This is a genomic window from Hymenobacter aranciens, assembly GCF_030580865.1.
GTDB lineage: Bacteria > Bacteroidota > Bacteroidia > Cytophagales > Hymenobacteraceae > Hymenobacter > Hymenobacter aranciens.
The window spans coordinates 45,656-69,185 of record NZ_JAUQSY010000007.1; the positions used below are offsets into that span (position 1 = coordinate 45,656).

28 protein-coding genes and 1 pseudogene are annotated in these 23,530 nt (G+C 56.7%); 28 read left to right on the top strand and 1 reads right to left on the bottom strand.

What is annotated here, in order from left to right; all coding sequences use genetic code 11:
• The first annotated feature begins 55 nt into the window (after positions 1 to 55).
• Positions 56 to 3,925 (top strand): DNA-directed RNA polymerase subunit beta, encoded by a 3,870-nt coding sequence (rpoB, locus tag Q5H93_RS11435; RefSeq protein WP_305006664.1) that lies wholly within the window; start codon positions 56 to 58, stop codon positions 3,923 to 3,925.
• A 386-nt stretch (positions 3,926 to 4,311) separates the two neighbouring features.
• On the top strand, positions 4,312 to 8,661 hold the full coding sequence (gene rpoC, locus Q5H93_RS11440; RefSeq protein WP_305006665.1) for a DNA-directed RNA polymerase subunit beta': 4,350 nt from the start codon (positions 4,312 to 4,314) through the stop codon (positions 8,659 to 8,661).
• Positions 8,662 to 8,741: 80 nt separating this feature from the next.
• Here the strand turns inward: rpoC and Q5H93_RS11445 are convergent, their stop codons facing one another.
• Positions 8,742 to 8,978: a hypothetical protein gene (locus tag Q5H93_RS11445; RefSeq protein WP_305006666.1), complete on the bottom strand. Its 237-nt coding sequence runs from the start codon at positions 8,976 to 8,978 to the stop codon at positions 8,742 to 8,744.
• Between the two features lie 79 nt (positions 8,979 to 9,057).
• On the opposite strand from Q5H93_RS11445, the gene Q5H93_RS11450 reads away from it, so the two are divergent.
• The 26 genes and pseudogenes from Q5H93_RS11450 to rpmD all read left to right on the top strand — a co-directional run bounded on the left by Q5H93_RS11450 (position 9,058) and on the right by rpmD (position 23,530).
• Complete coding sequence (locus Q5H93_RS11450; RefSeq protein WP_305006667.1) at positions 9,058 to 9,378, top strand: DUF3467 domain-containing protein; 321 nt, start codon at positions 9,058 to 9,060, stop codon at positions 9,376 to 9,378.
• A 186-nt stretch (positions 9,379 to 9,564) separates the two neighbouring features.
• Positions 9,565 to 9,993, top strand: a complete 429-nt coding sequence (gene rpsL / locus Q5H93_RS11455; protein WP_198990954.1) for a 30S ribosomal protein S12 — start codon at positions 9,565 to 9,567, stop codon at positions 9,991 to 9,993.
• A 93-nt stretch (positions 9,994 to 10,086) separates the two neighbouring features.
• On the top strand, positions 10,087 to 10,554 hold the full coding sequence (rpsG, locus tag Q5H93_RS11460; RefSeq protein WP_305006668.1) for a 30S ribosomal protein S7: 468 nt from the start codon (positions 10,087 to 10,089) through the stop codon (positions 10,552 to 10,554).
• A 104-nt stretch (positions 10,555 to 10,658) separates the two neighbouring features.
• On the top strand, positions 10,659 to 12,797 hold the full coding sequence (fusA, locus tag Q5H93_RS11465; protein WP_305006669.1) for an elongation factor G: 2,139 nt from the start codon (positions 10,659 to 10,661) through the stop codon (positions 12,795 to 12,797).
• A 123-nt stretch (positions 12,798 to 12,920) separates the two neighbouring features.
• Positions 12,921 to 13,226 carry a 30S ribosomal protein S10 gene (gene rpsJ / locus Q5H93_RS11470; protein ID WP_190925673.1) on the top strand — a complete coding sequence of 102 codons (306 nt, stop codon included), beginning with the start codon at positions 12,921 to 12,923 and terminating at the stop codon, positions 13,224 to 13,226.
• A gap of 111 nt (positions 13,227 to 13,337) precedes the next feature.
• Positions 13,338 to 13,967 carry a hypothetical protein gene (locus tag Q5H93_RS11475; protein ID WP_305006670.1) on the top strand — a complete coding sequence of 210 codons (630 nt, stop codon included), beginning with the start codon at positions 13,338 to 13,340 and terminating at the stop codon, positions 13,965 to 13,967.
• Positions 13,968 to 14,121: 154 nt separating this feature from the next.
• Positions 14,122 to 14,742, top strand: coding sequence for a 50S ribosomal protein L3 (rplC, locus tag Q5H93_RS11480; protein ID WP_305006671.1), 621 nt, complete (start codon positions 14,122 to 14,124; stop codon positions 14,740 to 14,742).
• A 9-nt stretch (positions 14,743 to 14,751) separates the two neighbouring features.
• Positions 14,752 to 15,390 carry a 50S ribosomal protein L4 gene (gene rplD / locus Q5H93_RS11485; RefSeq protein ID WP_305006672.1) on the top strand — a complete coding sequence of 213 codons (639 nt, stop codon included), beginning with the start codon at positions 14,752 to 14,754 and terminating at the stop codon, positions 15,388 to 15,390.
• On the top strand, positions 15,390 to 15,677 hold the full coding sequence (gene rplW / locus Q5H93_RS11490) for a 50S ribosomal protein L23 (protein WP_305006673.1): 288 nt from the start codon (positions 15,390 to 15,392) through the stop codon (positions 15,675 to 15,677). Before rplD ends, rplW begins: the two co-directional genes overlap by 1 nt.
• Positions 15,678 to 15,752: 75 nt before the next feature.
• Positions 15,753 to 16,580: a 50S ribosomal protein L2 gene (gene rplB / locus Q5H93_RS11495; RefSeq protein WP_305006674.1), complete on the top strand. Its 828-nt coding sequence runs from the start codon at positions 15,753 to 15,755 to the stop codon at positions 16,578 to 16,580.
• 3 nt (positions 16,581 to 16,583) lie between these two features.
• The gene (gene rpsS, locus Q5H93_RS11500; RefSeq protein ID WP_068191730.1) at positions 16,584 to 16,862 is read left to right on the top strand and encodes a 30S ribosomal protein S19; all 279 of its coding nucleotides are present in this window, start codon (positions 16,584 to 16,586) and stop codon (positions 16,860 to 16,862) included.
• A 1-nt stretch (position 16,863) separates the two neighbouring features.
• Positions 16,864 to 17,286 carry a 50S ribosomal protein L22 gene (gene rplV, locus Q5H93_RS11505; protein WP_305006675.1) on the top strand — a complete coding sequence of 141 codons (423 nt, stop codon included), beginning with the start codon at positions 16,864 to 16,866 and terminating at the stop codon, positions 17,284 to 17,286.
• Positions 17,287 to 17,292: 6 nt separating this feature from the next.
• Positions 17,293 to 18,150, top strand: a complete 858-nt coding sequence (rpsC, locus tag Q5H93_RS11510; protein WP_305006676.1) for a 30S ribosomal protein S3 — start codon at positions 17,293 to 17,295, stop codon at positions 18,148 to 18,150.
• A 146-nt stretch (positions 18,151 to 18,296) separates the two neighbouring features.
• Positions 18,297 to 18,725, top strand: a complete 429-nt coding sequence (gene rplP / locus Q5H93_RS11515) for a 50S ribosomal protein L16 (protein WP_305006677.1) — start codon at positions 18,297 to 18,299, stop codon at positions 18,723 to 18,725.
• 18 nt (positions 18,726 to 18,743) lie between these two features.
• Positions 18,744 to 18,959, top strand: a complete 216-nt coding sequence (gene rpmC, locus Q5H93_RS11520) for a 50S ribosomal protein L29 (RefSeq protein ID WP_305006678.1) — start codon at positions 18,744 to 18,746, stop codon at positions 18,957 to 18,959.
• A 3-nt stretch (positions 18,960 to 18,962) separates the two neighbouring features.
• Positions 18,963 to 19,259, top strand: a complete 297-nt coding sequence (gene rpsQ / locus Q5H93_RS11525; protein WP_305006679.1) for a 30S ribosomal protein S17 — start codon at positions 18,963 to 18,965, stop codon at positions 19,257 to 19,259.
• Positions 19,260 to 19,268: 9 nt separating this feature from the next.
• Positions 19,269 to 19,637, top strand: coding sequence for a 50S ribosomal protein L14 (rplN, locus tag Q5H93_RS11530; protein ID WP_035567895.1), 369 nt, complete (start codon positions 19,269 to 19,271; stop codon positions 19,635 to 19,637).
• A gap of 3 nt (positions 19,638 to 19,640) precedes the next feature.
• A pseudogene (gene rplX / locus Q5H93_RS11535) lies at positions 19,641 to 19,895 on the top strand (50S ribosomal protein L24); the annotation flags it as partial.
• Positions 19,896 to 19,916: 21 nt separating this feature from the next.
• Positions 19,917 to 20,471 (top strand): 50S ribosomal protein L5, encoded by a 555-nt coding sequence (gene rplE, locus Q5H93_RS11540; RefSeq protein ID WP_305006681.1) that lies wholly within the window; start codon positions 19,917 to 19,919, stop codon positions 20,469 to 20,471.
• A 12-nt stretch (positions 20,472 to 20,483) separates the two neighbouring features.
• Complete coding sequence (rpsN, locus tag Q5H93_RS11545; protein ID WP_035567891.1) at positions 20,484 to 20,753, top strand: 30S ribosomal protein S14; 270 nt, start codon at positions 20,484 to 20,486, stop codon at positions 20,751 to 20,753.
• Positions 20,754 to 20,824: 71 nt separating this feature from the next.
• Positions 20,825 to 21,184 (top strand): hypothetical protein, encoded by a 360-nt coding sequence (locus Q5H93_RS11550; protein ID WP_305006682.1) that lies wholly within the window; start codon positions 20,825 to 20,827, stop codon positions 21,182 to 21,184.
• Positions 21,185 to 21,417: 233 nt separating this feature from the next.
• The gene (gene rpsH, locus Q5H93_RS11555) at positions 21,418 to 21,816 is read left to right on the top strand and encodes a 30S ribosomal protein S8 (protein ID WP_305006683.1); all 399 of its coding nucleotides are present in this window, start codon (positions 21,418 to 21,420) and stop codon (positions 21,814 to 21,816) included.
• A 31-nt stretch (positions 21,817 to 21,847) separates the two neighbouring features.
• On the top strand, positions 21,848 to 22,402 hold the full coding sequence (gene rplF, locus Q5H93_RS11560) for a 50S ribosomal protein L6 (protein WP_305006684.1): 555 nt from the start codon (positions 21,848 to 21,850) through the stop codon (positions 22,400 to 22,402).
• A gap of 9 nt (positions 22,403 to 22,411) precedes the next feature.
• Positions 22,412 to 22,762, top strand: a complete 351-nt coding sequence (gene rplR / locus Q5H93_RS11565) for a 50S ribosomal protein L18 (RefSeq protein ID WP_305006685.1) — start codon at positions 22,412 to 22,414, stop codon at positions 22,760 to 22,762.
• A gap of 90 nt (positions 22,763 to 22,852) precedes the next feature.
• Positions 22,853 to 23,344, top strand: coding sequence for a 30S ribosomal protein S5 (gene rpsE / locus Q5H93_RS11570; protein ID WP_305006927.1), 492 nt, complete (start codon positions 22,853 to 22,855; stop codon positions 23,342 to 23,344).
• 6 nt (positions 23,345 to 23,350) lie between these two features.
• On the top strand, positions 23,351 to 23,530 hold the full coding sequence (rpmD, locus tag Q5H93_RS11575) for a 50S ribosomal protein L30 (RefSeq protein ID WP_305006686.1): 180 nt from the start codon (positions 23,351 to 23,353) through the stop codon (positions 23,528 to 23,530).

The window sequence follows — 23,530 nt, forward strand, 5'->3', positions numbered from 1 at the left end:
TGTCCATCTTATAATCCCCATCGCATTGGCTACACCGAAAGCAAAAACGGCCTCATTGAAGAAACTGGCCGCCGAGCGAATCAATTTCGCCAAGATTAAGAAGGTAATCGAGTACCCGGATTTCCTGGACGTGCAGGTGCAGTCGTTCCAGGATTTCTTCCAGTTGGAGACGGCCGCCGAAAGCCGCTCTAACGAGGGTTTGTTCAAAGTGTTTGCCGAGAACTTCCCGATTTCCGACTCGCGCGAAAACTTCGTGCTGCATTTTATTGATTATCACGTCGACCCGCCCAAGTACTCGGTTGACGAGTGCATTGACCGGGGCCTGACTTATTCAGTGCCGCTGAAAGCTAAACTGCGTCTTATCTGCAACGATAAGGACAACGAGGACTTCGAAACCATCGAGCAGGAAGTGTTCCTCGGGAACATTCCGTACATGACGGAGAAGGGCTCGTTCGTGATTAACGGCGCTGAGCGCGTTATCGTATCGCAGCTGCACCGTTCGCCGGGCGTGTTCTTCGCCCAGAGCAAGCACACCAACGGTACCAAGCTGTATTCGGCCCGTATTATTCCGTTCAAAGGCTCGTGGATTGAGTTTGCCACGGACGTGAACAACGTGATGTACGCGTACATCGACCGGAAGAAGAAGTTCCCGGTGACGACGCTGCTGCGCGCCATCGGCTACGGCACCGATAAGGACATTCTCGATTTGTTCGGGCTGTCGGAAGAGGTGAAGGCCGATAAGAAAAACCTCAAGAAAGCCGTCGGCCGGAAGCTGGCCGCCCGCGTGCTGCGCACCTGGACGGAAGACTTCGTGGACGAGGATACCGGCGAGGTGGTTTCCATCGACCGCAACGAGGTGCTGCTAGAGCGCGACTCGACTATTGAGGAAGAAGACATCGACACCATCCTCGAAGCCGGGGCCAAGTCGGTAATTCTGCACCGCGAAAACGTGAACATCGCGGACTTCGCCATCATCTACAACACGCTGCAGAAGGACAACTCCAACTCGGAGAAGGAAGCCGTGGAGCAGATTTACCGTCAACTCCGGAATACGGAGGCACCCGACGAAGAGACTGCCCGCGATATCATCCAGAAGCTGTTTTTCTCGGACAAGCGCTACGACCTCGGCGAGGTGGGCCGCTACCGGATTAACAAGAAGCTCCAGATTGACATGGCGCAGGAGTCGCGGGTGCTGACCAATGAGGACATCGTGCTCATCGTGAAGTACCTGATTGGCTTGATTAACTCGAAGGCCATTGTCGACGACATTGACCACTTGAGCAACCGCCGCGTGCGTACCGTGGGCGAGCAGCTCTACGCCCAGTTTGGCGTGGGTCTGGCCCGCATGGCGCGTACCATCAAGGAGCGCATGAACGTGCGCGACAACGAGGACTTCAAGCCGGTCGACCTGATTAACGCCCGTACTTTGTCGAGCGTAATCAACTCGTTCTTCGGCACGAACCAGCTGTCGCAGTTCATGGACCAGACGAACCCGCTGGCCGAAGTGACGCACAAGCGCCGCGTTTCGGCCCTCGGGCCGGGAGGTCTGTCGCGTGAGCGCGCTGGCTTCGAGGTACGAGACGTTCACTATACCCACTACGGCCGTCTTTGCACTATTGAAACGCCGGAAGGCCCGAACATCGGGCTGATTTCGTCGCTGTGCGTGCACGCCCGCGTGAACTCGATGGGCTTCATTGAAACGCCTTACCGCGACGTGAAAGCGGGCAAGGTGGATATGAGCACCAACGTGAAGTTCCTGACCGCTGAGGAAGAGGATACGCACCACATCGCCCAGGCCAACTCGCTGCTGGACGATAACGGCAAGCTGACCCAGGAGCTGGTGAAAGGCCGTTTCGAAGGCGACTTCCCGGTAGTGGCTCCGACTGAGTACTCGTACATGGACGTGGCCCCGAACCAGATTGTATCGGTGGCTGCTTCGCTGATTCCGTTCTTGGAGCATGATGACGCCAACCGTGCGCTAATGGGCTCGAACATGCAACGACAGGCCGTGCCGCTGCTCCGTCCGGAGGCTCCCATCGTGGGTACCGGGCTGGAAGGCCGTATTGCCACCGACTCGCGCGTGCTGGTGATGTCGGAAGGGGAAGGCGTAATCGACTACGTGGACGCCAACAAAATCGTGGTGAAATACGACCTCTCGGAGGACGACATCATGATTAGCTTCGACGCCGAGCGTATCAGCTACGACCTCATCAAGTTCCGCCGGACCAACCAGGACACCTGCTTAAACCTGACGCCGCTCGTGAAGCGCGGTGACCGGGTGACCAAAGGCCAGCCGCTCTGCGAAGGCTACGGCACCAACCAAGGCGAGCTCGCCCTGGGCCGCAACATGCAGGTGGCGTTCATGCCGTGGCAGGGCTACAACTTCGAGGATGCCATCGTCATCTCGGAGCGCGTAGTTCGCGACGACATCTTCACTTCGATTCACATCGAGGAGTTTGAGCTGGAAGTGCGCGAGACTAAGCGTGGCGAGGAAGAGCTGACTTCGGAAATTCCGAACGTGAGCGAAGACGCCGTGCGTAACCTCGACGACAACGGCATCATCCGTCTCGGCGCGGAAGTGCGGGAAGGCGACATCCTGATTGGCAAAATCACGCCGAAAGGCGAGACGGACCCGACGCCGGAGGAGAAGCTGCTCCGCGCCATCTTCGGTGACAAGGCTGGCGATGTGAAAGATGCCTCGCTCAAGGCGCCGCCCTCCCTGCAAGGGGTGGTTATCGGCACCAAGCTGTTCTCGCGTCCGAAAAAAGACAAAAACCTGCGGGCCAAGTCGAAGAAGGAAGTGGAGGACTTGAAAGATGGTTATGCCCGCGAGCTTCGCGCCGTGAAGGTTATCATGATTGATAAGCTGGTGCAGCTGCTGGAAGGCAAAACTTCGCAGGGCATCAAGCACCGCTTCGGCGAGGAGATGATTGCCAAGGGCGTGAAGTTTAACCGCAAGAACCTGACCGAAGGCCTCTTCCCCGAGAAGAACCCTTATAAGGACGAAAGCAACTACGCCGTGCCGGAAGAGGTGAACCTCTTCAAAGACCTGGTGATGGAAGGCTGGACGGCCGACGCGAAGATGAACGGTATGGTGCAGGAGCTGGTGAAAAACTACGCCAAGCGCCGCAACACCATCACCGCACGCTTCAAGCGTCAGCGCTTCACGCTGGAAGTTGGTGACGAACTGCCCGCCGGCATCGTGCAGTTAGCCAAAGTGTACATCGCCAAGAAGCGCAAGCTGAAGGTGGGTGACAAGATGGCCGGCCGTCACGGTAACAAAGGGGTGGTAGCCCGCATCGTGCGCGATGAGGACATGCCCTTCCTGGCCGACGGCACGCCGATGGACATCGTGCTGAACCCGCTGGGCGTACCGAGCCGGATGAACATCGGGCAGATTTACGAAACGGTACTCGGCTGGGCCGGTCTGAAACTGGGCCGTCGCTACTCGACGCCGATTTTCGACGGTGCTACCGAAGCCGAGGTTTCGGCTGAGCTGACCGAAGCTGGTCTGCCGCGCTTCGGCCGGACGTACCTGTACGACGGTCTGAGCGGGCAGCAGTTTGACCAGCCAGTGACCGTGGGTGTGATTTACATGCTCAAACTCGGTCACTTGGTGGACGACAAGATGCACGCCCGTTCTATCGGGCCGTACTCGCTCATCACGCAGCAGCCGCTGGGTGGTAAGGCGCAGTTCGGTGGTCAGCGCTTCGGTGAGATGGAAGTGTGGGCGCTGGAAGCCTTCGGGGCATCCAACGTGCTGCAGGAAATCCTGACCATCAAATCGGATGACGTGGTGGGCCGTGCTAAGGCGTACGAAGCCATCGTGAAAGGTGACATCCTGCCGAAGCCGAATATCCCCGAGTCGTTCAACGTACTGCTCCACGAACTGCGTGGTCTGGCGTTGGAAATTACGATGGACTAGTTTTTAATGGCTAGCAATTACTGGTTAACCGGTAATTGCTAGCCACTATCCGGTGGACAGGACGAGACGCTGATTGAGCGGCTCTGGTAAGAAAAGACGGGAAAACGCTTCGGTGAAAGAAACTGGGGAAGCTGCTCCGAGATATGGTCAGGGCAGCGGCAACCAATTCTCTAAGTAACCTAATCGAAGGCCTTCCCGCGCTTTGCTCCGCTGCGTAGATTTTTAATAAAATGACCTTCTGAAAGTGCCTTTGCCCGACATACCTATCTGTTACGCAAAGGCACTTTTTTAAGCGTCGAACTGTTAAAGCCTCTTGCGTTCGTCTGGCGACGAGCGGGGATTTCAACAGCAACAAAGCCAACAGCTAACAGCTTAAACCAACTCAAATGGCTTTTGCAAAAACCAAAAAAGTAATTCAGGACTTTTCAAAAGTCACCATCTCGCTGGCCTCGCCCGAAGCAATTCTGGAGCGCAGCACCGGCGAAGTGGTGAAGCCTGAAACCATTAACTACCGCACTTACAAGCCCGAAATGGGCGGCTTGTTCTGCGAGCGGATTTTCGGTCCAGTGAAGGACTGGGAATGCCACTGCGGTAAGTACAAACGCATTCGCTACAAAGGCATCATCTGCGACCGCTGCGGCGTGGAGGTAACCGAGAAAAAAGTGCGGCGCGAGCGCATGGGCCACATCGAGCTGGTGGTGCCCGTGGCGCACATCTGGTACTTCAAGAGCCTGCCGAACAAAATCGGCTACCTGCTGGGCCTACCCACCAAGAAGCTCGACCAGATTATCTACTACGAGCGCTACGTGGTGGTGCAGCCCGGCGTGCTGGCCGAAGAAGGTGTGCAGCAACTCGATTTCATGACCGAGGACGAGTACCTCGACCAGGTGGACAAGCTGCCCCGCGAAAACCAGATGCTGCCCAACGATGACCCGCAAAAGTTCATCGCCAAAATGGGGGCCGACGCGCTGCAGATGCTGCTCGAGCGCATCAACCTCGACGAGTTGAGCTACTCGCTCCGCGACTCGGCCGCGCACGAAACTTCGCAGCAGCGTAAAGCTGAGGCGCTGAAGCGCCTGCGCGTGGTGGAAGCCTTCCGCGATGCCGCAACACGTGTGGAAAACAAGCCCGAGTGGATGGTTATCCGCATGGTGCCGGTGATTCCGCCGGAGCTGCGCCCGCTGGTGCCGCTGGATGGTGGCCGTTTCGCTACCTCCGACTTGAACGACCTCTACCGTCGCGTTATCATTCGCAACAACCGCCTCAAGCGCCTGATTGAAATCAAGGCGCCGGAAGTGATTCTGCGGAACGAGAAGCGTATGCTGCAGGAAGCTGTTGACTCCTTGTTCGACAACTCGCGTAAGGTGAACGCCGTGCGCGCCGAGGGCAACCGCGCCCTGAAGTCGCTGTCCGATATGCTGAAAGGCAAGCAGGGCCGCTTCCGTCAGAACCTGCTCGGTAAGCGGGTTGACTACTCGGGTCGTTCGGTAATCGTGGTGGGTCCGGAATTGAAGCTACACGAGTGCGGCCTGCCCAAGAACATGGCGGCCGAGCTGTTTAAGCCGTTCATCATCCGCAAGCTCATCGAGCGCGGCATCGTGAAAACGGTGAAGTCGGCCAAGAAAATCGTGGACCGCAAGGACGCCGTGGTGTGGGACATCCTGGAGAACGTGCTGAAAGGCCACCCTGTCCTGCTCAACCGCGCTCCTACGCTTCACCGTCTGGGTATCCAGGCGTTCCAGCCGCGCCTCATCGAGGGCAAGGCTATCCAGTTGCACCCGCTGGTGTGTACGGCCTTCAACGCTGACTTTGACGGTGACCAGATGGCCGTGCACGTTCCGCTCGGACCGGCCGCTATCCTGGAAGCCTCGATGCTCATGCTGGCCTCGCACAACATCCTGAACCCGGCCAACGGCGCGCCCATCGCGGTACCGTCGCAGGACATGGTGCTTGGGCTGTACTACGTGACCAAAGGCAAGCGCAGCACCGACGAAGAGAAGATTCAAGGCGAAGGCCGCATTTTCTACTCCGATGAGGAGGTGGTAATTGCCATAAATGAAGGTCAGCTCTCAAAACACGCCTACATCAAGGTGCGGGCGCAGATTCGCGACGAAAACGATGACCTCGTTACCAAAATCATCGAGACGGTTGCCGGCCGCGTGCTGTTCAACCAGATGGTGCCGACGGAAGTAGGCTTCGTAGACGAGCTGCTGACCAAAAAGAAACTGCAGCAAATCATCTCGATGGTATTCAAGCGCACGGGCATGGCCCGCACGGCGCAGTTCCTCGATGACATCAAGACCTTGGGCTTCCAGTCGGCTTACAAAGGCGGCTTGAGCATGGGTCTGGGTGACATCAACATCCCGATTGAGAAGGACATCCTGGTGAAGCAAGCGCAGGCCGACGTGGCCGCCGTGACGCAGAACTACCAGATGGGTCTGATTACCGACAACGAGCGTTACAACCAGGTAATTGACATCTGGACGCGCATCAACAACCAGATTACGGAAACGTTGATGGGCCGTCTGGAGAAAGAAAACCAGGGCTTCAACTCCATCTACATGATGATGCACTCGGGAGCCCGTGGCTCGCGTGAGCAGATTCGTCAGTTGGGTGGGATGCGTGGTCTGATGGCCAAGCCCCAGAAGTCGCTGCAAGGCTCGGTCGGCGAGATTATCGAAAACCCGATTCTGTCCAACTTCAAAGAAGGTCTGGACGTAATCGAGTACTTCATCTCGACGCACGGTGCCCGTAAAGGTCTGGCCGATACGGCTCTGAAAACGGCTGACGCCGGCTACCTGACCCGTCGTCTGGTGGACGTGTCGCAGGACGTCATCGTGAATGAAAGCGACTGCGGTACCCTGCGCGGCATCGAAACCTTCGCCCTGAAGGACAACGAGGACATCGTAGAGCCGCTGGCCGAGCGTATCCTCGGCCGCGTGGCCGTGCACGACATCATCGACCCGCTGACCGACGAGGTTATCCTCGTGGCCGGTAACGAGATTAAGGAAGACACGACCCGCCGCATCGACGCCACGGCTATCGAATCGGTGGAGATCCGCTCGGTGCTGACCTGCGAAGCCAAGCGCGGTATCTGCGCTAAGTGCTACGGCCGTAACCTGGCCTCGGGCCGCATGGTGCAGAAAGGCGAAGCGGTTGGCGTTATCGCCGCACAGTCGATTGGTGAGCCCGGCACGCAGCTGACCCTGCGTACCTTCCACGTAGGTGGTACGGCTTCCAACATCGCCGTTGAGGCTAACCTGAAAGCCAAGTTTGCTGGCGTGGTTGAGTTCGAAGACATCCGCACCGTGGACGTGGCTGGCGACAACGGCAACACGCAAGTGGTGATGGGACGCTCGGGTGAAATTCGTATCCTAGAGAAAGGCACCGGCAAGGTGTTCATCTCGCACCACGTGCCGTACGGCTCGTTCCTGCTCGTGAAAGACGGCCAGGAAGTGGAGAAAGGCCAGGAGCTCAACAACTGGGACCCGTACAACGCCGTTATTCTGGCCGAGTTCGACGGTACCGTTGTCTACGACGCCATCACCGAAGGCATCACCTACCGCGAGGAATCGGACGAACAGACCGGTTACCGTGAGAAGGTGATTATCGAATCGAAGGCCAAGGACCAGAACCCCTCCGTGATTATCCGCCCCGGTAAGAAGGGCGACCCGGAAGGGCAGAAGGGTTACAGCATCCCGGTAGGCTCGCACCTGAGCGTGGAGAATAACCAGAAAGTCTCGGCCGGCCACATCCTGGCCAAGATTCCCCGGGCCGTGGGCAAAACCCGCGACATCACCGGTGGTCTGCCCCGCGTGACGGAGCTTTTCGAGGCCCGCAACCCGTCGAACCCGGCCGTGGTGTCTGAAATCGACGGTGTGGTAACCTACGGCACGGTGAAGCGTGGCAACCGCGAAATCTTCGTGGAGTCGAAAGACGGCGTGAAGAAAAAGTACATGGTGCCGCTGTCGAAGCACATCCTGGTGCAGGACAACGACTTCGTACGCGCCGGGGCACCGCTCTCGGACGGGGCCATCACGCCTTCGGACATCCTGAACATTCAGGGTCCGGGTGCCGTGCAGGAGTACCTCGTGAATGAAATCCAGGAAGTGTACCGCTTGCAGGGTGTGAAAATCAACGATAAGCACATCGAGGTGGTGGTTCGCCAGATGATGCAGAAAGTGGTGATTCTCGACGCCGGCGATACCTCATTCCTCGAAAACCAGGTCATCGACAAGGTGATTTTCATGGAGGAAAACGACACCATCATCGACATGAAGGTGGTGACCGAAGCCGGCGACTCGACCAACCTGCGCCCCGGCCAGATTGTGACGGCCCGCCGCCTCCGCGACGAGAACTCCAGCCTGCGTCGCCGCGACCTCACCCTTGTGCAGGTGCGCGATGCCCAGCCAGCCGTATCGCGGCCCACGCTGCAAGGCATCACGCAGGCGTCGCTGGGTACGGCCTCGTTCATCTCGGCCGCTTCCTTCCAGGAAACGACCAAGGTGCTGAGCGAAGCCGCCATCCGTGGCAAAGCCGACGAGCTGCTCGGCCTGAAGGAGAACGTGATTGTGGGCCACCTCATCCCGGCCGGTACCGGTCTGCGCGAATACACCCGCCAGATTGTGACCACCAAGGAGGAGATGGAGGCGGCGCAAGCCGCCAAGGCCGCCGAAGAAACCATGCCTGCCAAGCGCCCCACCCGCGCCGGCAAGCGCGAAGTTTCGGCGGAGTAATTTCGCTTAGGTTTGTAATGGAAAAGCCGACCGGGGTATCCGGTCGGCTTTTTTGTTTATTATTAAGTTATGCTTCCTGTTTATAATTCAGCAGCATGTTTCCTTTTTCGATTTTGTTCCGATAAAGCAGAATCATATTGCTTTTGAGCATCAGCAATTTCTTGCTCAAAAGGTTCAAGAACGTTTCTCCTCTGTTGGGCTTGCTGAAGAGGGTTTCCGTGAAGAATTGCGCCTGAAGACAATGATTTTTCCATCTTTTTCAGGTCCTCTTTTGCCTTGCCAAGCCTTTTACCAGCTTCGATTACTTCTTCTGTCATTTCTCGCGACCTTTGAATTGAAAAGCTAATTTAGTTACAACTGGATTTTTAACAGTTTAGTTAAACCAAATCATTCTTTATGCAACCCAACCAAAACCCCGACCCCAACGCCATCAACATCGAACTGCCCGAGGCCCTGGCCGAAGGCGAGTACGCCAACCTCGCCATGATTGCGCACAGCAACAGCGAGTTCGTTATCGACTTCATCCGCATGATGCCCGGCCTGCCCAAGGCCAAGGTGAAAGCCCGCATCGTGGTGACGCCCGAGCACGCCAAGCGCCTGCTCCAGGCCCTGACCGAAAACGTGGAGCGCTTCGAGCAAGCCTTCGGCCCCATCAAGATGCAGAACGAAGCGCCCAGCTACCCGATGAATTTCGGGGGCTCGGTTGGGGAGGCGTAGGCTTCCGCTTACCCTTAAATCTTTGCAAAAAGCGCTGCTGTGAGTAACGGCAGCGCTTTTTGCTGCAAGCAGGGTTTGGATGCCAAAAATTAACATTCTCACCCTGTTTGCGATTGATGGGAAAAATTCCTACCTTTGCAAGCCAAAAAATTGGGAGCAAACGGCTCCTGCTAAACCAAACAATTAATGCCAACCATTAACCAACTCGTACGGAAAGGCCGTGAGGCTTTGACTACCAAGTCGAAGTCGCCCGCGCTTGATTCGTGCCCGCAGCGTCGGGGCGTGTGCACCCGTGTGTACACCACCACGCCTAAGAAGCCGAACTCGGCTATGCGCAAAGTGGCCCGTGTGCGCCTTACCAACGGTAAGGAAGTCAACGCATACATTCCCGGTGAAGGCCACAACCTCCAGGAGCACAGCATCGTGCTGATTCGCGGAGGCCGGGTAAAAGACCTGCCAGGCGTGCGTTACCACATCATCCGTGGTGCCCTCGACACGGCCGGCGTAAACGGTCGTCTGCAGCGCCGCTCGAAGTACGGCGCCAAGCGTCCGAAGCCGGGCCAGGTGGCCGCAGCAGGTAAAGGTGGCAAACCGGCACCCGGCAAGAAGAAATAATTTATTAGTTGTCAGTCGTTAGTTGTCAGTTGAGAGGTCATTCAACCATTCAACTGACAACTAGCAGCTAACAACAGACAACTACATAAAACCATGCGTAAGAGCAAACCGAAGAAGCGCATCCTGCTTCCCGACCCCAAATACAAAGAGACGCTGGTAACGCGTTTCGTGAACTACATGATGTACGACGGGAAGAAAAACCTGGCGTACACCATCTTCTATGACGCCTGCGACCTCGTGGAGCAGCGCACCAAGGAGAGCGGCCTCGAAATGTGGCGCAAAGCGTTGAACAACGTGATGCCGACCGTGGAGGTGAAAAGCCGCCGCGTAGGTGGTGCCACCTTCCAGGTGCCCATCGAGGTGCGCGCCGACCGCCGCATCGCCGTAGGCTCGAAGTGGATGATTCAATACGCCCGTCGTCGTGGTGAGAAAACCATGAAGGACAAACTAGCCGGCGAAATCATCGCTGCCGCCAAAGGCGAAGGTGCCGCCGTCAAGAAAAAGGACGACACGCACCGCATGGCCGAAGCCAACAAGGCCTTCTCGCACTTCCGTTTCTAAACTTAGTGCGAACGAACGAATGAGTGAAACAGTGATTTACCGCCGCAAGGAACCAAATCACTGCTTCACTCATTCGCTTGTTCACTCAATCACTCATCCATACAATGGCTGTTAACAAAGACCTTTACTACCTCCGTAACATCGGGATTATGGCGCACATCGACGCCGGTAAGACCACGACGTCGGAGCGCATCCTGTATTACACCGGTAAGACCCACAAAATCGGGGAGGTGCACGACGGGGCTGCCACCATGGACTGGATGGAGCAGGAGCAGGAGCGTGGTATCACCATCACTTCGGCCGCTACCACGACGTTCTGGAACTACCCGACCGACATTAAGGGCGACCCGACCTCGGAGACCAAGCAGTACAAAATCAACCTGATTGACACCCCCGGCCACGTTGACTTCACGGTAGAAGTAGAACGTTCGCTGCGCGTGCTCGACGGCGCCGTGGCGCTGTTCTGTGCCGTATCGGGCGTGGAGCCGCAGTCGGAAACCGTATGGCGTCAGGCTGACAAGTACCACGTGCCCCGCATCTGCTTCGTCAACAAGATGGACCGCGCCGGTGCCGATTTCTTCAAAGCCGTTAACGAAATCAAGGACAAGCTTGGCGCGAACCCCGTGCCGCTGCAAATTCCGATTGGCGCTGAAGACACTTTCAAAGGCGTTGTGGACCTGCTGACTGGCAAAGCCATCGTGTGGGACGACAAAACCGAAGGCAAATCGTACGACGAAATCCCCGTTCCCGAGGACCTCGTGGACACGGTAGCCGAGTGGCGCGAGAAGCTCATCGAGAGTGTTGCCGAGTACGACGACACTTTGATGGAGAAGTTTTTCGAAGACCCGGAAAGCATTACCCGTGAAGAAATGATGGTGGTAATCCGCAAGGCGGTTATCGACATGAAGTTCTCGCCCGTACTGTGCGGCTCGGCCTTCAAAAACAAAGGGGTGCAGACGATGCTGGATGCCGTAATGGCCTACCTGCCGTCGCCGCTCGACATGCCCGCCATCGTGGGCACCAACCCCGATACGGAAGAGGAAATCGAGCGTCACCCCGACAACTCGGAGCCCTTCACCGCCCTGGCGTTCAAAATTGCGACTGACCCCTTCGTAGGCCGTCTGTGCTTCTTCCGTTGCTACAGCGGCGTGCTCGAGTCGGGCTCGTACGTGCTGAACAACCGTACCGGCAAGAAGGAGCGTATCTCGCGCCTGATGCAGATGCACTCCAACAAGCAGAACCCGATTGACAAAATCCAAGCGGGTGACATTGCAGCTGGCGTAGGCTTCAAGGACATCAAAACCGGCGACACGCTGAGCGACGAGAAGAACCCCATCGTTCTCGAATCGATGAGCTTCCCCGAGCCGGTAATCGGCTACGCCATCGAGCCGAAAACGCAGGCCGACGTTGACAAAATGGGTATGGCCATCGCCAAGCTCATTGAGGAAGACCCGACCCTGCGCGTGAACACCGACGAGGAAACCGGCCAGACCATCCTGCGTGGTATGGGCGAGCTGCACCTTGAAATCATCATCGACCGCATGCGTCGTGAGTTCAAAGTGGAAATCAACCAAGGTGCCCCGCAAGTAGCCTACAAGGAGATTCTCACCAAGAAAGTCGACCACCGCGAAACCTACAAGAAGCAAACCGGTGGCCGTGGTAAATTCGGCGACGTGGTGTTCGAACTGGGTCCGAAGGAAACCGAGCCGGAAAAACCCGGTCTGGAGTTCGACAATGCCATCGTGGGCGGCGTAATCCCCCGCGAATTCATTGCCCCGATTCAGAAGGGCTTCGAAGAGGCGATGAAGCGTGGCCCGCTGGCGGGCTTCCCCATCGAAACGATGAAGGTTCGCCTCTACCACGGTTCGTATCACGACGTTGACTCGGACGCCCTGTCGTTCGAACTCGCGGCTCGTGACGGCTTCCGCGAAGCGGCCAAAAAAGCTGGTCCGAAACTGCTTGAGCCTATCATGGCTGTTGAAGTAGTTTGCCCGGACGAGTACACCGGCCCGGTAACCGGCGACCTGAACCGTCGTCGGGGCCTGATGAAAGGCATGGACACCAAAGCCGGTGCCCAGGTTATCAAGGCCGACGTTCCGCTGTCGGAGCTGTTCGGCTACGTAACCGACCTGCGCACGATTTCGTCGGGCCGCGCTTCGGCGTCGCTGACGTTCTCGCACTACGAGCAGGTGCCCACCAACATGGCCGATGCCATCGTTGCCAAGGCTAAAGGAGGAAAATAGTTGTTAGGTATTAGTTGTCAGTTGTTAGTAAAAGGGTAGCCAAAGCTAACAACTGACAACGACCAACGAACAACTAATAAAAAAGCTTTTCTAACTGGGGCAATCGGCCCCTACCAATACCCAATGAACCAGAAAATTCGCATCAAGCTGAAAAGCTACGACCACAACTTGGTCGACAAATCCTCGGAGAAAATCGTGAAGGCCGTAAAGGCTACCGGTGCTATCGTGAGCGGCCCCATTCCGTTGCCTACGCAGAAGGAGAAGTTTACTGTGTTGCGCTCGCCCCACGTGAACAAGAAGAGCCGGGAGCAATTCCAGCTCTGCACCTACAAGCGCCTCGTGGACATCTTCTCGACTTCGTCGAAAACGGTGGACGCGCTGATGAAGCTGGAACTGCCCAGCGGCGTTGACGTGGAAATCAAAGTCTGAGGAATCGGCTTGAAGTAACAAAAGCCCCACTGCGGAAACGCGGTGGGGCTTTTTCGTTTGTGTCCAGTTCAGAAACCAGTAAATTTGCCGATTCTACCCCTCTCATTTACCATGATTTCGCCTACAATTGTCCGCCTGAGTATTATAGCAGTCGGATTGAACTTCCTAAGCAGTTGCGCGTGCGATAAGGATGACCTGCCGCAATACCGGTTGACCGAAGCTGAACAAACCTGGACTGCTCCGTACACAGTAAATACCGAATGGCGTTTTCGCAATGCGGCCGGGTATGAGCGCGTGTACCGCGTCACTAAACGTGCGGATGACATGGAAGAGAGTGGAGGTGGAAAGTCAAGTAGCTGCCCATCCTATTACCGGCAGGCATTCTCCGCAACGCTACAACGAATCGATTCTGTTGGTAGCCCAATAAGTCACCAACTCATAATGCAGGCCAGCACCAATAACAGCAGTCTGCCCTTCGCGGGTAGTCTATCTTGGAACTGGGTGCAGTTCACTCTGGCCATTGACCGCGTAAAGAGTGGGGGGAACATCGGCTATAACTGCGAGTTGTTGCCGCAACTAACTGTCGGGACTAAAACTTATCAGCAAGTGTTGAAGTCGACCTCCTTAACCGGTTCGGCGCTGATACCGCTGTCAACCGATGCGAAGGTTATCTATCTGACGAGCGACGCAGGAATCATCCGGGTAGAAGAATGGGGCGGCACCGTGTGGGACCGGCAGTGAGCTAGCCGGCCCGTTAGAAAGCGCCTAACTCCCTCACTGGAAAATATTTCTTTCGCCCCCGTTGGGAAATCCCGGAATTTTTTCCTAGCTTTGCACTCCATTTGCGAAAACGGCACTCGGCCGTTTTCTTTTTGTATTCATTAATCTCCACAGAATGCCTGGCATCATCGGTAAAAAAATCGGTATGACAAGCCTCTTCACTCCGGACGGGAAGAACATTCCCTGCACGCTCATCGAAGCGGGCCCGTGTGTAGTGACGCAGGTCAAAACCAAAGCCAACGACGGTTACACCGCCATCCAAATTGGCTACGGCGAAAAGAAAGCGAAGAACACGACCAAAGCCCTGGCTGGTCACTTCGCCAAAGCCGGTACCACCCCCAAAAAGAAACTGGTTGAATTCCGCCTCGACGCTGAATCGACCTACGCCGCTGGCGCTACCATCGACGCTACTCTGTTCGAAGAGGGCGAGTTTGTGGACGTAGTAGGCACCTCGAAAGGTAAGGGTTTCCAAGGCGTTGTAAAACGCTATAACTTCCAAGGTGTTGGTGGACAGACTCACGGTCAGCACAACCGTCTCCGTCACCCGGGTTCTATCGGTGCCTGCTCCTGGCCTTCGCGCGTATTCAAAGGAATGCGCATGGGTGGCCGCATGGGCAACGACCGTGTGAAAGTGCAGAACCTGAAAGTGATGCGCGTAGTAGCCGATAAGAACCTCATCCTCGTGAGCGGTTCGATTCCCGGTGCCAAAAACTCTTACGTGGTACTCGAGAAATAAACAACGACGATGGAACTCGCAGTATATAACATCAAAGGCGAAGACACTGGCCGCAAAGTGACCCTGTCTGACGCCATCTTCGGCCTCGAAGTAAACGAGCACGTGATGTGGCTCGACGTGAAGCAGTACCTGGCCAACCAGCGCCAGGGCACGCACAAGTCGAAGCAGCGCGCTGAAATCGCCCGCACCACCAAGAAGCTCAAGAAGCAAAAAGGTACGGGTGGTGCCCGCGCCGGCAGCATGAAGTCGGGTGTGTTCGTAGGTGGTGGCCGGATTTTCGGTCCCGAACCCCGCGACTACGGCTTCAAGCTGAACAAAAAAACCAAGCGTGTTGCCCGCCTGTCAGCTCTGTCGAGCTTGGCCAAGGATGGCAAAATCGCGCTGGTGGAAAACATCAGCCTCAGCGCTCCCCGCACTAAGGACTTCCTGGCTATCCTCGATGGCCTGAAGCTCAACAACGGCAAGAAAACCCTGCTGGTAACCGGCGAGGTAGAAAAGAACGTGGTGCTGAGTGCCCGCAACCTGCAAAAGGTGACCGTGGCTACCCCCGTAGCCCTGAACACCCACGACCTGCTCAACACCGATACGCTGCTGATTTCGGAGGCTGGGCTGGCTTCGCTCAACCAACTTTATACTTCCGCTGAATAATGAGCACGCTGAAATATCCCATCGTGACCGAGAAGGCCACGGGCTTGCAGGAAAAAGGCCGCTACACGTTCGCTGTCGAGCGTACGGCCAACAAGGTGCAAATCAAAAAGGACATCGAAGCCCTCTACGGTGTGACGGTGACCGACATCAACACGATGCGCACTATCGGTAAGATTAAGTCGAAATTCACCAAAGGTGGCTCCATCTCGGGCCGCCGCGCCCACGGCAAGAAAGCCGTGGTGACGGTGAAAGAAGGCGACGTTATCGATTTCTACGGTAATCTCTAAAATGTTGAGTCGGCCAGCGGCTAACCCTGCCGGCCGACTCAACACAATTTTTCGCCGCAAAAGCAACAGCTAGTAATGGCACTAAAAAAACTCAGACCAACCAGCCCTGGGCAACGCTTCCGCGTTGCGCCGGCGTTCGACGAAATCACTTCGTCGACCCCGGAGAAGTCCCTGCTGACTTCCCTCAACAAATCGGGTGGCCGGAACTCTTCCGGTAAAATGTCGAACCGCTACATCGGTGGTGGTCACAAAACCCAGTATCGTATCGTTGATTTCAAGCGTGAGAAGGCCGGTGTGCCCGCCACGGTGAAAACCATCGAGTACGACCCCAACCGTACCGCCCGTATCGCCCTGCTCAGCTACGCTGACGGCGAGAAGCGCTACATCATTGCTCCCGCTGGCCTCCAGGTAGGCGCGCAAATCGTGTCGGGTACCGGCGTAGCTCCCGAAGTGGGCAACACGCTGCCCCTGCGCGAAATGCCCCTCGGTACCATCGTGCACAACATCGAGCTGCAGCCCGGTCAGGGTGCCGCTATCGCCCGCTCGGCTGGCACTTACGCCCAGCTCGTGGCCCGCGAAGAGCGTTATGCTACGCTGAAACTGCCTTCCGGCGAGATGCGCATGATTCTGGTTACCTGCTCGGCTACCGTTGGTACGGTATCGAACGGCGACCACATGAACGTCCGCATGGGCAAAGCAGGCCGGAACCGTTGGGCTGGTCGTCGTCCCCGCGTTCGTGGTGTTGCGATGAACCCCGTTGACCACCCCATGGGTGGTGGCGAAGGCCGCTCGTCGGGTGGTCACCCCCGCAGCCGCAATGGTATTCTGGCCAAAGGTCAGAAGACCCGCAACAAGAACAAGTATTCCGAGAACCTGATTGTTAGCCGCAAAGGCAAGAAATAACCGATGGCACGTTCACTCAAAAAAGGGCCGTACATCGACTTCCGGCTCGAGAAAAAAGTTACGGCCCTGGAAACCGCTGGCAAGAAATCGGTGGTGAAGACCTGGTCGCGCCGCTCGATGATTTCCCCGGATTTCGTTGGCCACACGTTCGCCGTGCACAACGGCAATAAGTTCATCCCGGTGTATGTGACCGAGAACATGGTAGGGCACAAGCTGGGCGAATTCGCCCCGACGCGCAACTTCCGCGGTCACGTAGCCAAAAAAGACAAAGGCAAGCGCTAAGATGGAAGCAGTAGCTAAACTCCGCAATGTGCCCACCTCGCCGCGCAAGATGCGCTTGGTGGCCGACCTCGTGCGCGGCAAGAAAGTGACCCAGGCCCTCGGCCTGTTGCGCTTCGAAGCCAACATCGGCGCCGAGAAAATTGAGAAACTGCTCCTCTCGGCCCTGGCCAACTGGCAGCAGCACAACGAAGACGACCGCATTGAGGACGCCAACCTCTACATCAGCGAAATCTTCGTGGATGAAGGCCGTCAGCTGAAGCGTCTGCGCCCCGCCCCCCAGGGCCGTGGCCACCGCATCCGCAAGCGCAGCAACCACGTGACGCTGAAAATCGACACGAAGGTGGAGAAAGCTGGTAGCAAAGCTGCCCGCGCTCAAGCTGCCAAAACCGTTTCCACCGAAAACACGGCCGACGCCAAATCCTAATCTAATATGGGACAGAAAGTAAATCCAGTTGGCTTCCGCTTGGGGGTTATCAAAGGCTGGGACTCTAACTGGTACGGCGGCAAGGACTTTGCCGACAAACTGGTGGAGGACGAAAAAATCCGCAAATACATCAACGCCCGCATTCAGAAAGGTGGCATCAGCCGCATTGTGATTGAGCGCACCCTGAAACGGATTACCATTACCATCAACACGGCTCGTCCGGGTGTGGTAATCGGCAAAGGCGGCCAGGAAGTTGACAAGATTAAGGACGAGCTGAAGCAAATCACCGGCAAAGACGTTCAAATCAACATCTTCGAAATCAAACGTCCTGAGCTGGACGCGAAACTGGTAGGGGAGAGCATTGCCCAGCAATTGGCCGCTCGTATCTCGTTCCGTCGCGCCATGAAGATGTCCATCCAAGCCGCTATGCGGGTTGGTGCCGAGGGCATCAAAATTCAGTGCGGTGGTCGTCTGGGTGGTGCTGAAATCGCCCGCTCGGAGCAGTACAAAGAGGGTCGCACGCCGCTGCACACCCTGCGTGCTGACATCGACTACGCACTGTCGGAAGCTCAGACCGTGTATGGCAAAATCGGCATCAAGGTGTGGGTGATGCGCGGTGAAGTGTTCGGCAAGCCCGACCTCTCGCCGAACCAGCAGCAGACCAACCCCGGTGGCGATGCCGGCGGACGTCGTGACGACCGTGGCCCTCGTGGCGAGCGTCGTGACGGTGACCGTGGCCCGCGTCGTGACGGTGGTCGTGGTGGTAACGACCGTGGCGGCAACGCCGGCGGTGGTGGCGACAACGGCCCGCGTCGCAACGGTCCCGCCCAAGGTGGTGGTGCCGGCCGTGGCCCGCGTCGCTAGTCTAAATTGATTGTTCGGTGTAGAGACGCAATATTTTGCGTCTCTACGCTAGAACGATTTTTTCCGCTTTAGCCTGATGGCGCGGAACCGGAGACGCAAAATATTGCGTCTCTACATCCCAACAACTTTCAACAACTCTTTTTAAAATGTTACAACCGAAAAGGACCAAGTATCGCAAGATGCAAAAGGGTCGCGTAACAGGCCTGGCCTACCGCGGCAGCTCCATAGACTTCGGTTCGTTCGCCATCAAGTCGCTGGAGACTTCGTGGATTACGGCGCGCCAGATTGAGGCTGCCCGTATTGCCATGACCCGCGCCATGAAACGCGAAGGGCAAGTATGGATTCGCATTTTCCCCGACAAGCCGATTACCAAGAAGCCCGCTGAGGTGCGGATGGGTAAAGGCAAAGGCTCACCCGAGTATTGGGTAGCCTGCGTGAAACCCGGCATGATTATGTTCGAGTCGGACGGCGTTTCGCTGGAAGTAGCCAAGGAGTCGCTCCGTTTGGCTGCCCAGAAACTCCCAGTGCGCACGACCTTCGTGGTGCGCCGCGACTACGTAGAAGCCGCCGCTTAATTTTCTTTGAAGCCGACCATGAAAAACAAGACCGACCTCAAAGGCCTTTCTGCGGAAGCGCTGAAGGAGCAAATCAAAACCGAGAAGGCCCAGGGCCAGCAGCTGCGTTTCGCTCATGCGATTTCGCCGCTCGAAAACCCCGGCCGTTTGAAGGCTAGCCGCAAAAACGTCGCTCGTCTCCTCACCGAGGAGAGCCGCCGGAAAAACGAGCAGGCCACTAAATCCGCTCAATAACCGATGGCAACCGACGTAACAACCCAAGACCAAGCTGCTACTGAAGCCGCGCGCAACCTGCGCAAGGAAATCACCGGTACGGTGACCAGCAGCAAGATGGACAAGTCCATCACCGTGGCTGTGGTGCAAAAACAAAAGCACCCCATCTACGGCAAGTTCGTGACCAAAACCACGAAATTCCACGCCCACGACGAGAAAAACGAGTGCGGCGAAGGCGACACGGTGCGCATCATGAGCACCCGTCCGCTGAGCAAAACCAAGCGGTGGCGCCTGGTAGAAATTGTTGAACGCGCTAAATAATCCCAACCGATGATACAGCAAGAATCCCGCCTGACGGTGGCCGACAACAGCGGCGCCAAGGAAGTCCTCTGCATCCGCGTACTGGGTGGCACGGGCAAAAAATACGCCAGCGTTGGCGATAAGATTGTGGTAGCCATTAAGTCGGCCATCCCTTCCGGCAACGCCAAGAAAGGCACCGTGAGCAAAGCCGTAGTGGTGCGCGTGAAGAAGGAAGTACGCCGCAAAGACGGCTCGTACATCCGCTTCGACGACAACGCTGCCGTGTTGCTCAACAACAACGACGAGCCGCGCGGTACGCGCATCTTCGGGCCGGTGGCCCGCGAGCTGCGTGAGCGTCAGTTCATGAAAATCGTATCGCTGGCCCCTGAAGTTCTCTAAGTTATGGCTATCAAGAAAGCAGAACCCGCGAAACTCCACGTCAAGTCGGGCGACACCGTTAAAGTGATTGCCGGCGACGAGAAAGGCAAAACCGGCGTCATCAAGTCGGTAAACCGCACCACGCAGCGCGTGATTGTGGAAGGCCTGAACCTGGTGACTAAGCACAACAAGCCGAGCGCCAAGTCGCCCCAGGGCGGCATCACGAAGATGGAAGCCCCCATGCACGTGAGCAATGTGAAGGCTATTGACCCCAAAACGGCTTAAGCAGCCCCTTGCATCATGGCACGACTCAAAGATATTTATCAGAAAGACGTAGTACCGGCGCTCCAGGAGAAATTCCAGTTCAAGAGCATCATGCAGGTACCGCGCATCACCAAAATCTGCATCAACCGCGGCATTGGCGCGGCCGTTGCCGATAAGAAGTTGGTGGACAATGGCGTGGAAGAGCTGACGGTTATCACCGGCCAGAAAGCCATCGCCACCATCGCCAAGCGTTCGGTGTCGAACTTCAAGCTCCGTGAAGGCATGCCCATCGGCGCGAAGGTGACCCTGCGCGGCGAGCGCATGTACGAGTTCATGGACCGCCTGCTGACGGTGGCCCTGCCCCGCGTACGTGACTTCAAAGGCATCAACGACAAAGGCTTCGACGGCCGCGGCAACTACACGCTGGGCGTGAAGGAGCAAATCATCTTCCCCGAAATCTCGATTGACAAAATCAAGGGCATCTCGGGCATGGATATTACCTTCGTGACCACCGCCGAAAACGACGAGCAGAGCTACGAGCTGCTCAAAGCTTTCGGGATGCCGTTCGCTAACGCTAAAAAAGACGCTTAATTCCCCGAACTCATGGCTAAAGAATCCATCAAAGCACGGGAGCGCAAGCGCATTGCCACCGTGGCCCGCTACGCTGAGAAGCGCAAGGCGCTGAAAGCTGCCGGCGACTACGAAGGTCTCGACAAACTGCCCAAAAACGCTTCGCCCGTGCGCCTGCACAACCGCGACATGATTGACGGCCGCCCCCGCGGCTACATGCGCAAGTTTGGCATCAGCCGCGTGCGTTTCCGCGAAATGGCACTGGCCGGGAAAATTCCTGGCGTAACGAAGTCAAGCTGGTAATCCAGTCAGGCTTTTTGCCCTCAAATTGAAATAGGTGCTTCCATTTTGGTGGGGGCGCCTATTTTTGTTTTATGGCCGAACAACTACAACTGGAGCGGAATACGCGGGTGCTGATTTTGGGAATGCTGCTAGCAATGGTTGTCGTGAGCTTGGCGAGGTTGGTTATCCCGCCAGTAACAGAGTGGGACGTTGCGGATGGGCACCGCATCGTGATGAGCCGAAGTTACCCATCAATTGCTGGAATGCTGCTGTTAATATACTCAGGTGTATCTCAAGTGTCGTTGCTGCCTTTGATAGGTTATTTAAGTGCAGCGTTGTTATCGGTTATACAAAAGCGGCCGATTGTGTTAGTCGGATTATTGTGGTCATTATGGACCTTGTCTATTCTAGCATGGCTGGTTTTTGGAGGCTGGTGGGAAATGAGTGATTGAAAACTTTTGCTACCCGCTTGCATAAGTGCCGCTTTGTTAGCTACCTTTGCAGCCCGAAATACTCTTTGGGGGACGCCCCACCTCATTTGGCAGGTTGCCGAAAGAAACCATTGGCTGCACCGTCGCCGGGCAAGCCAAGTAGTCTTAACCGAAATTTCGTTAGGCGCCGTTGGCAGCCGGGCGAAATTTTCTTATCTTTGCGCTCCGAAAAAACCGGACGTTTTTTATTCTCAATGAATACTGACCCAATTGCCGACTACCTCACCCGGGTGCGCAACGCCATCAAGGCGAACCACCGGGTAGTAGAAATCCCGGCCAGCAACATCAAAAAGGAAATCACGAAAGTGTTGTACCACAAAGGCTACATCCAATCGTACCGTTTTGATGACGGCTCGGTGCAGGGCACGATTAAAATCGCCCTCAAGTACAACCCGACCACGAAGGCTCCGGCTATCACCAACCTGAAGCGCGTGTCGACCCCCGGCCTGCGTCAGTACGTGGCGGCCGACAACCTGCCGCGCGTCCTCAGCGGCCTGGGCATCGCCATCCTCTCGACCTCGAAAGGGGTAATGACGGAGAAAGAAGCCAAAAACGAGAACGTGGGCGGCGAGGTGCTGTGCTACGTGTACTAATCCAACCTCGAACCGCTTAGCTATCTAAACTATGTCACGTATTGGCAAACTGCCGATTGCCGTCCCCGCCGGGGTCGCCATCTCGGTCGACAAAGACAACGCGGTGACGGTGAAAGGCCCCAAAGGCTCGCTCACTACGCAAGTAGACCGCGACATCGCCGTTGCTATCGAAGACGGTACCCTCACCGTCACCCGCCCCACCGAGCAGAAGCGCCACAAGGCCATGCACGGCCTCTATCGCTCGCTCATTAATAACATGGTGGAAGGCGTGAGCAACGGCTTCGAGAAGAAGCTGGAACTCGTAGGCGTAGGCTACAAGGCCTCGCTGGTAGGCACCACGCTGGAGCTGGCCCTCGGCTACTCGCACAATGTGTTCATCGCCCTGCCCAAGGAAGTAACTGCCACGGCCGTTACCGAGAAAGGTAAAAACCCGATTGTGACGCTCAACAGCATCGACAATCAGTTGCTGGGCCAGGTGGCCGCTAAAATTCGTTCGCTGCGTAAAGTTGAGCCCTACAAAGGCAAAGGCGTGCGCTTCGTGGGCGAGATTGTTCGTCGCAAAGCCGGTAAAACGGCCTCCAAATAAGTTCGTATCATGGCTTTTGATAAAGCAACTCGCCGGAAGCGCATTCAGCGCATCATCCGCACGAAGGTGTCCGGTACGGCCGAGCGCCCGCGCCTGTCGGTGTTCCGGAGCAACACGGGCATCTATGCCCAGATTATCGACGACACGGCGGGCCGCACCCTGGCTGCCGCTTCCTCGAAAAAAGTAACCGCCGAAGGTGGTAACGGCGTGGCTCTGGCCGCCGCCGTTGGCCGGCAGATTGCCGCCGTCGCCCAGGAAAAGGGCATCACCAAAGTAGTGTTCGACCGTTCCGGTTACCTCTACCACGGCCGCGTAAAATCATTGGCAGAAGGAGCCCGCGAAGGCGGCCTCAATTTTTAAACTATCATGGCGCAAGAACGCGACAATAATCGTCCTGGCGGAGACCGTCAGCGCAGCAACGACCGTGACCGGAATAAGGACAACTCCCGCATGGGCGCTGATTCCGAGTTCAAAGAAAAAGTAGTAGCCATCAACCGCGTAGCGAAGGTGGTGAAAGGTGGTCGCCGCTTCAGCTTCTCTGCCATCGTGGTAGTGGGCGACGGCAAAGGCAACGTAGGCTACGGCCTCGGCAAAGCCAACGAAGTAACCGACGCCATTGCCAAAGGCATTGACGACGCCAAGAAGAACGTGGTGAAAGTACCGATGTACAAGCACACCGTGCCCCACCTCATGGAAGGCCGCTACGGCGGTGGTTTCGTGCTGGTGCAGCCCGCTGCCGCTGGTACGGGCGTAATCGCCGGCGGTGCCATGCGCGCCGTGTTCGAGTCGGCTGGCATCAAGGACGTGCTGGCGAAGTCGAAAGGCTCGTCGAACCCCCACAACGTGGTGAAGGCTACCTTCGCCGCCCTGGCCAAGATGCGCGACCCGCTGCAAATCGCCCAGGCCCGTGGCATTTCTCTTTCCCGCGTTTTTAACGGTTAATCGACAATGGCACAAATTCAAGTAAAGCTCGTGCGTAGCGTGATTGACCGCCCCGAGCGGCAGAAGCGCACCGTGAAGGCCCTCGGCCTGAACAAAATCAACAGCACCTCGCAGCACACCTCCAACGATGCCATTCTGGGCATGGTGAAAAGCGTGCAGCACCTGGTGGAAGTAACCGAACTGTAA

Excerpts from the sequence above, each read along its gene's own strand:
- rpsQ (WP_305006679.1), top strand. The coding sequence starts at position 18,963 with ATGGCAACCGACGTAACAACCCAAGACCAAGCTGCTACTGAAGCCGCG.
- rpmC (WP_305006678.1), top strand. The coding sequence starts at position 18,744 with ATGAAAAACAAGACCGACCTCAAAGGCCTTTCTGCGGAAGCGCTGAAG.
- rplC (WP_305006671.1), top strand. The coding sequence starts at position 14,122 with ATGCCTGGCATCATCGGTAAAAAAATCGGTATGACAAGCCTCTTCACT.
- Q5H93_RS11450 (WP_305006667.1), top strand. The coding sequence starts at position 9,058 with ATGCAACCCAACCAAAACCCCGACCCCAACGCCATCAACATCGAACTG.
- rpsS (WP_068191730.1), top strand. The coding sequence starts at position 16,584 with ATGGCACGTTCACTCAAAAAAGGGCCGTACATCGACTTCCGGCTCGAG.
- rpsG (WP_305006668.1), top strand. The coding sequence starts at position 10,087 with ATGCGTAAGAGCAAACCGAAGAAGCGCATCCTGCTTCCCGACCCCAAA.
- Q5H93_RS11475 (WP_305006670.1), top strand. The coding sequence starts at position 13,338 with ATGATTTCGCCTACAATTGTCCGCCTGAGTATTATAGCAGTCGGATTG.
- fusA (WP_305006669.1), top strand. The coding sequence starts at position 10,659 with ATGGCTGTTAACAAAGACCTTTACTACCTCCGTAACATCGGGATTATG.
- rpsE (WP_305006927.1), top strand. The coding sequence starts at position 22,853 with ATGGGCGCTGATTCCGAGTTCAAAGAAAAAGTAGTAGCCATCAACCGC.
- rpsH (WP_305006683.1), top strand. The coding sequence starts at position 21,418 with ATGAATACTGACCCAATTGCCGACTACCTCACCCGGGTGCGCAACGCC.
- rplB (WP_305006674.1), top strand. The coding sequence starts at position 15,753 with ATGGCACTAAAAAAACTCAGACCAACCAGCCCTGGGCAACGCTTCCGC.
- rplN (WP_035567895.1), top strand. The coding sequence starts at position 19,269 with ATGATACAGCAAGAATCCCGCCTGACGGTGGCCGACAACAGCGGCGCC.
- rpoC (WP_305006665.1), top strand. The coding sequence starts at position 4,312 with ATGGCTTTTGCAAAAACCAAAAAAGTAATTCAGGACTTTTCAAAAGTC.
- rplW (WP_305006673.1), top strand. The coding sequence starts at position 15,390 with ATGAGCACGCTGAAATATCCCATCGTGACCGAGAAGGCCACGGGCTTG.
- rplF (WP_305006684.1), top strand. The coding sequence starts at position 21,848 with ATGTCACGTATTGGCAAACTGCCGATTGCCGTCCCCGCCGGGGTCGCC.
- Q5H93_RS11445 (WP_305006666.1), bottom strand. The coding sequence starts at position 8,978 with ATGACAGAAGAAGTAATCGAAGCTGGTAAAAGGCTTGGCAAGGCAAAA.
- rpsC (WP_305006676.1), top strand. The coding sequence starts at position 17,293 with ATGGGACAGAAAGTAAATCCAGTTGGCTTCCGCTTGGGGGTTATCAAA.
- rpsJ (WP_190925673.1), top strand. The coding sequence starts at position 12,921 with ATGAACCAGAAAATTCGCATCAAGCTGAAAAGCTACGACCACAACTTG.
- rplD (WP_305006672.1), top strand. The coding sequence starts at position 14,752 with ATGGAACTCGCAGTATATAACATCAAAGGCGAAGACACTGGCCGCAAA.
- rpsN (WP_035567891.1), top strand. The coding sequence starts at position 20,484 with ATGGCTAAAGAATCCATCAAAGCACGGGAGCGCAAGCGCATTGCCACC.
- rplP (WP_305006677.1), top strand. The coding sequence starts at position 18,297 with ATGTTACAACCGAAAAGGACCAAGTATCGCAAGATGCAAAAGGGTCGC.
- rpmD (WP_305006686.1), top strand. The coding sequence starts at position 23,351 with ATGGCACAAATTCAAGTAAAGCTCGTGCGTAGCGTGATTGACCGCCCC.
- rplE (WP_305006681.1), top strand. The coding sequence starts at position 19,917 with ATGGCACGACTCAAAGATATTTATCAGAAAGACGTAGTACCGGCGCTC.
- Q5H93_RS11550 (WP_305006682.1), top strand. The coding sequence starts at position 20,825 with ATGGCCGAACAACTACAACTGGAGCGGAATACGCGGGTGCTGATTTTG.
- rplV (WP_305006675.1), top strand. The coding sequence starts at position 16,864 with ATGGAAGCAGTAGCTAAACTCCGCAATGTGCCCACCTCGCCGCGCAAG.
- rplR (WP_305006685.1), top strand. The coding sequence starts at position 22,412 with ATGGCTTTTGATAAAGCAACTCGCCGGAAGCGCATTCAGCGCATCATC.
- rpsL (WP_198990954.1), top strand. The coding sequence starts at position 9,565 with ATGCCAACCATTAACCAACTCGTACGGAAAGGCCGTGAGGCTTTGACT.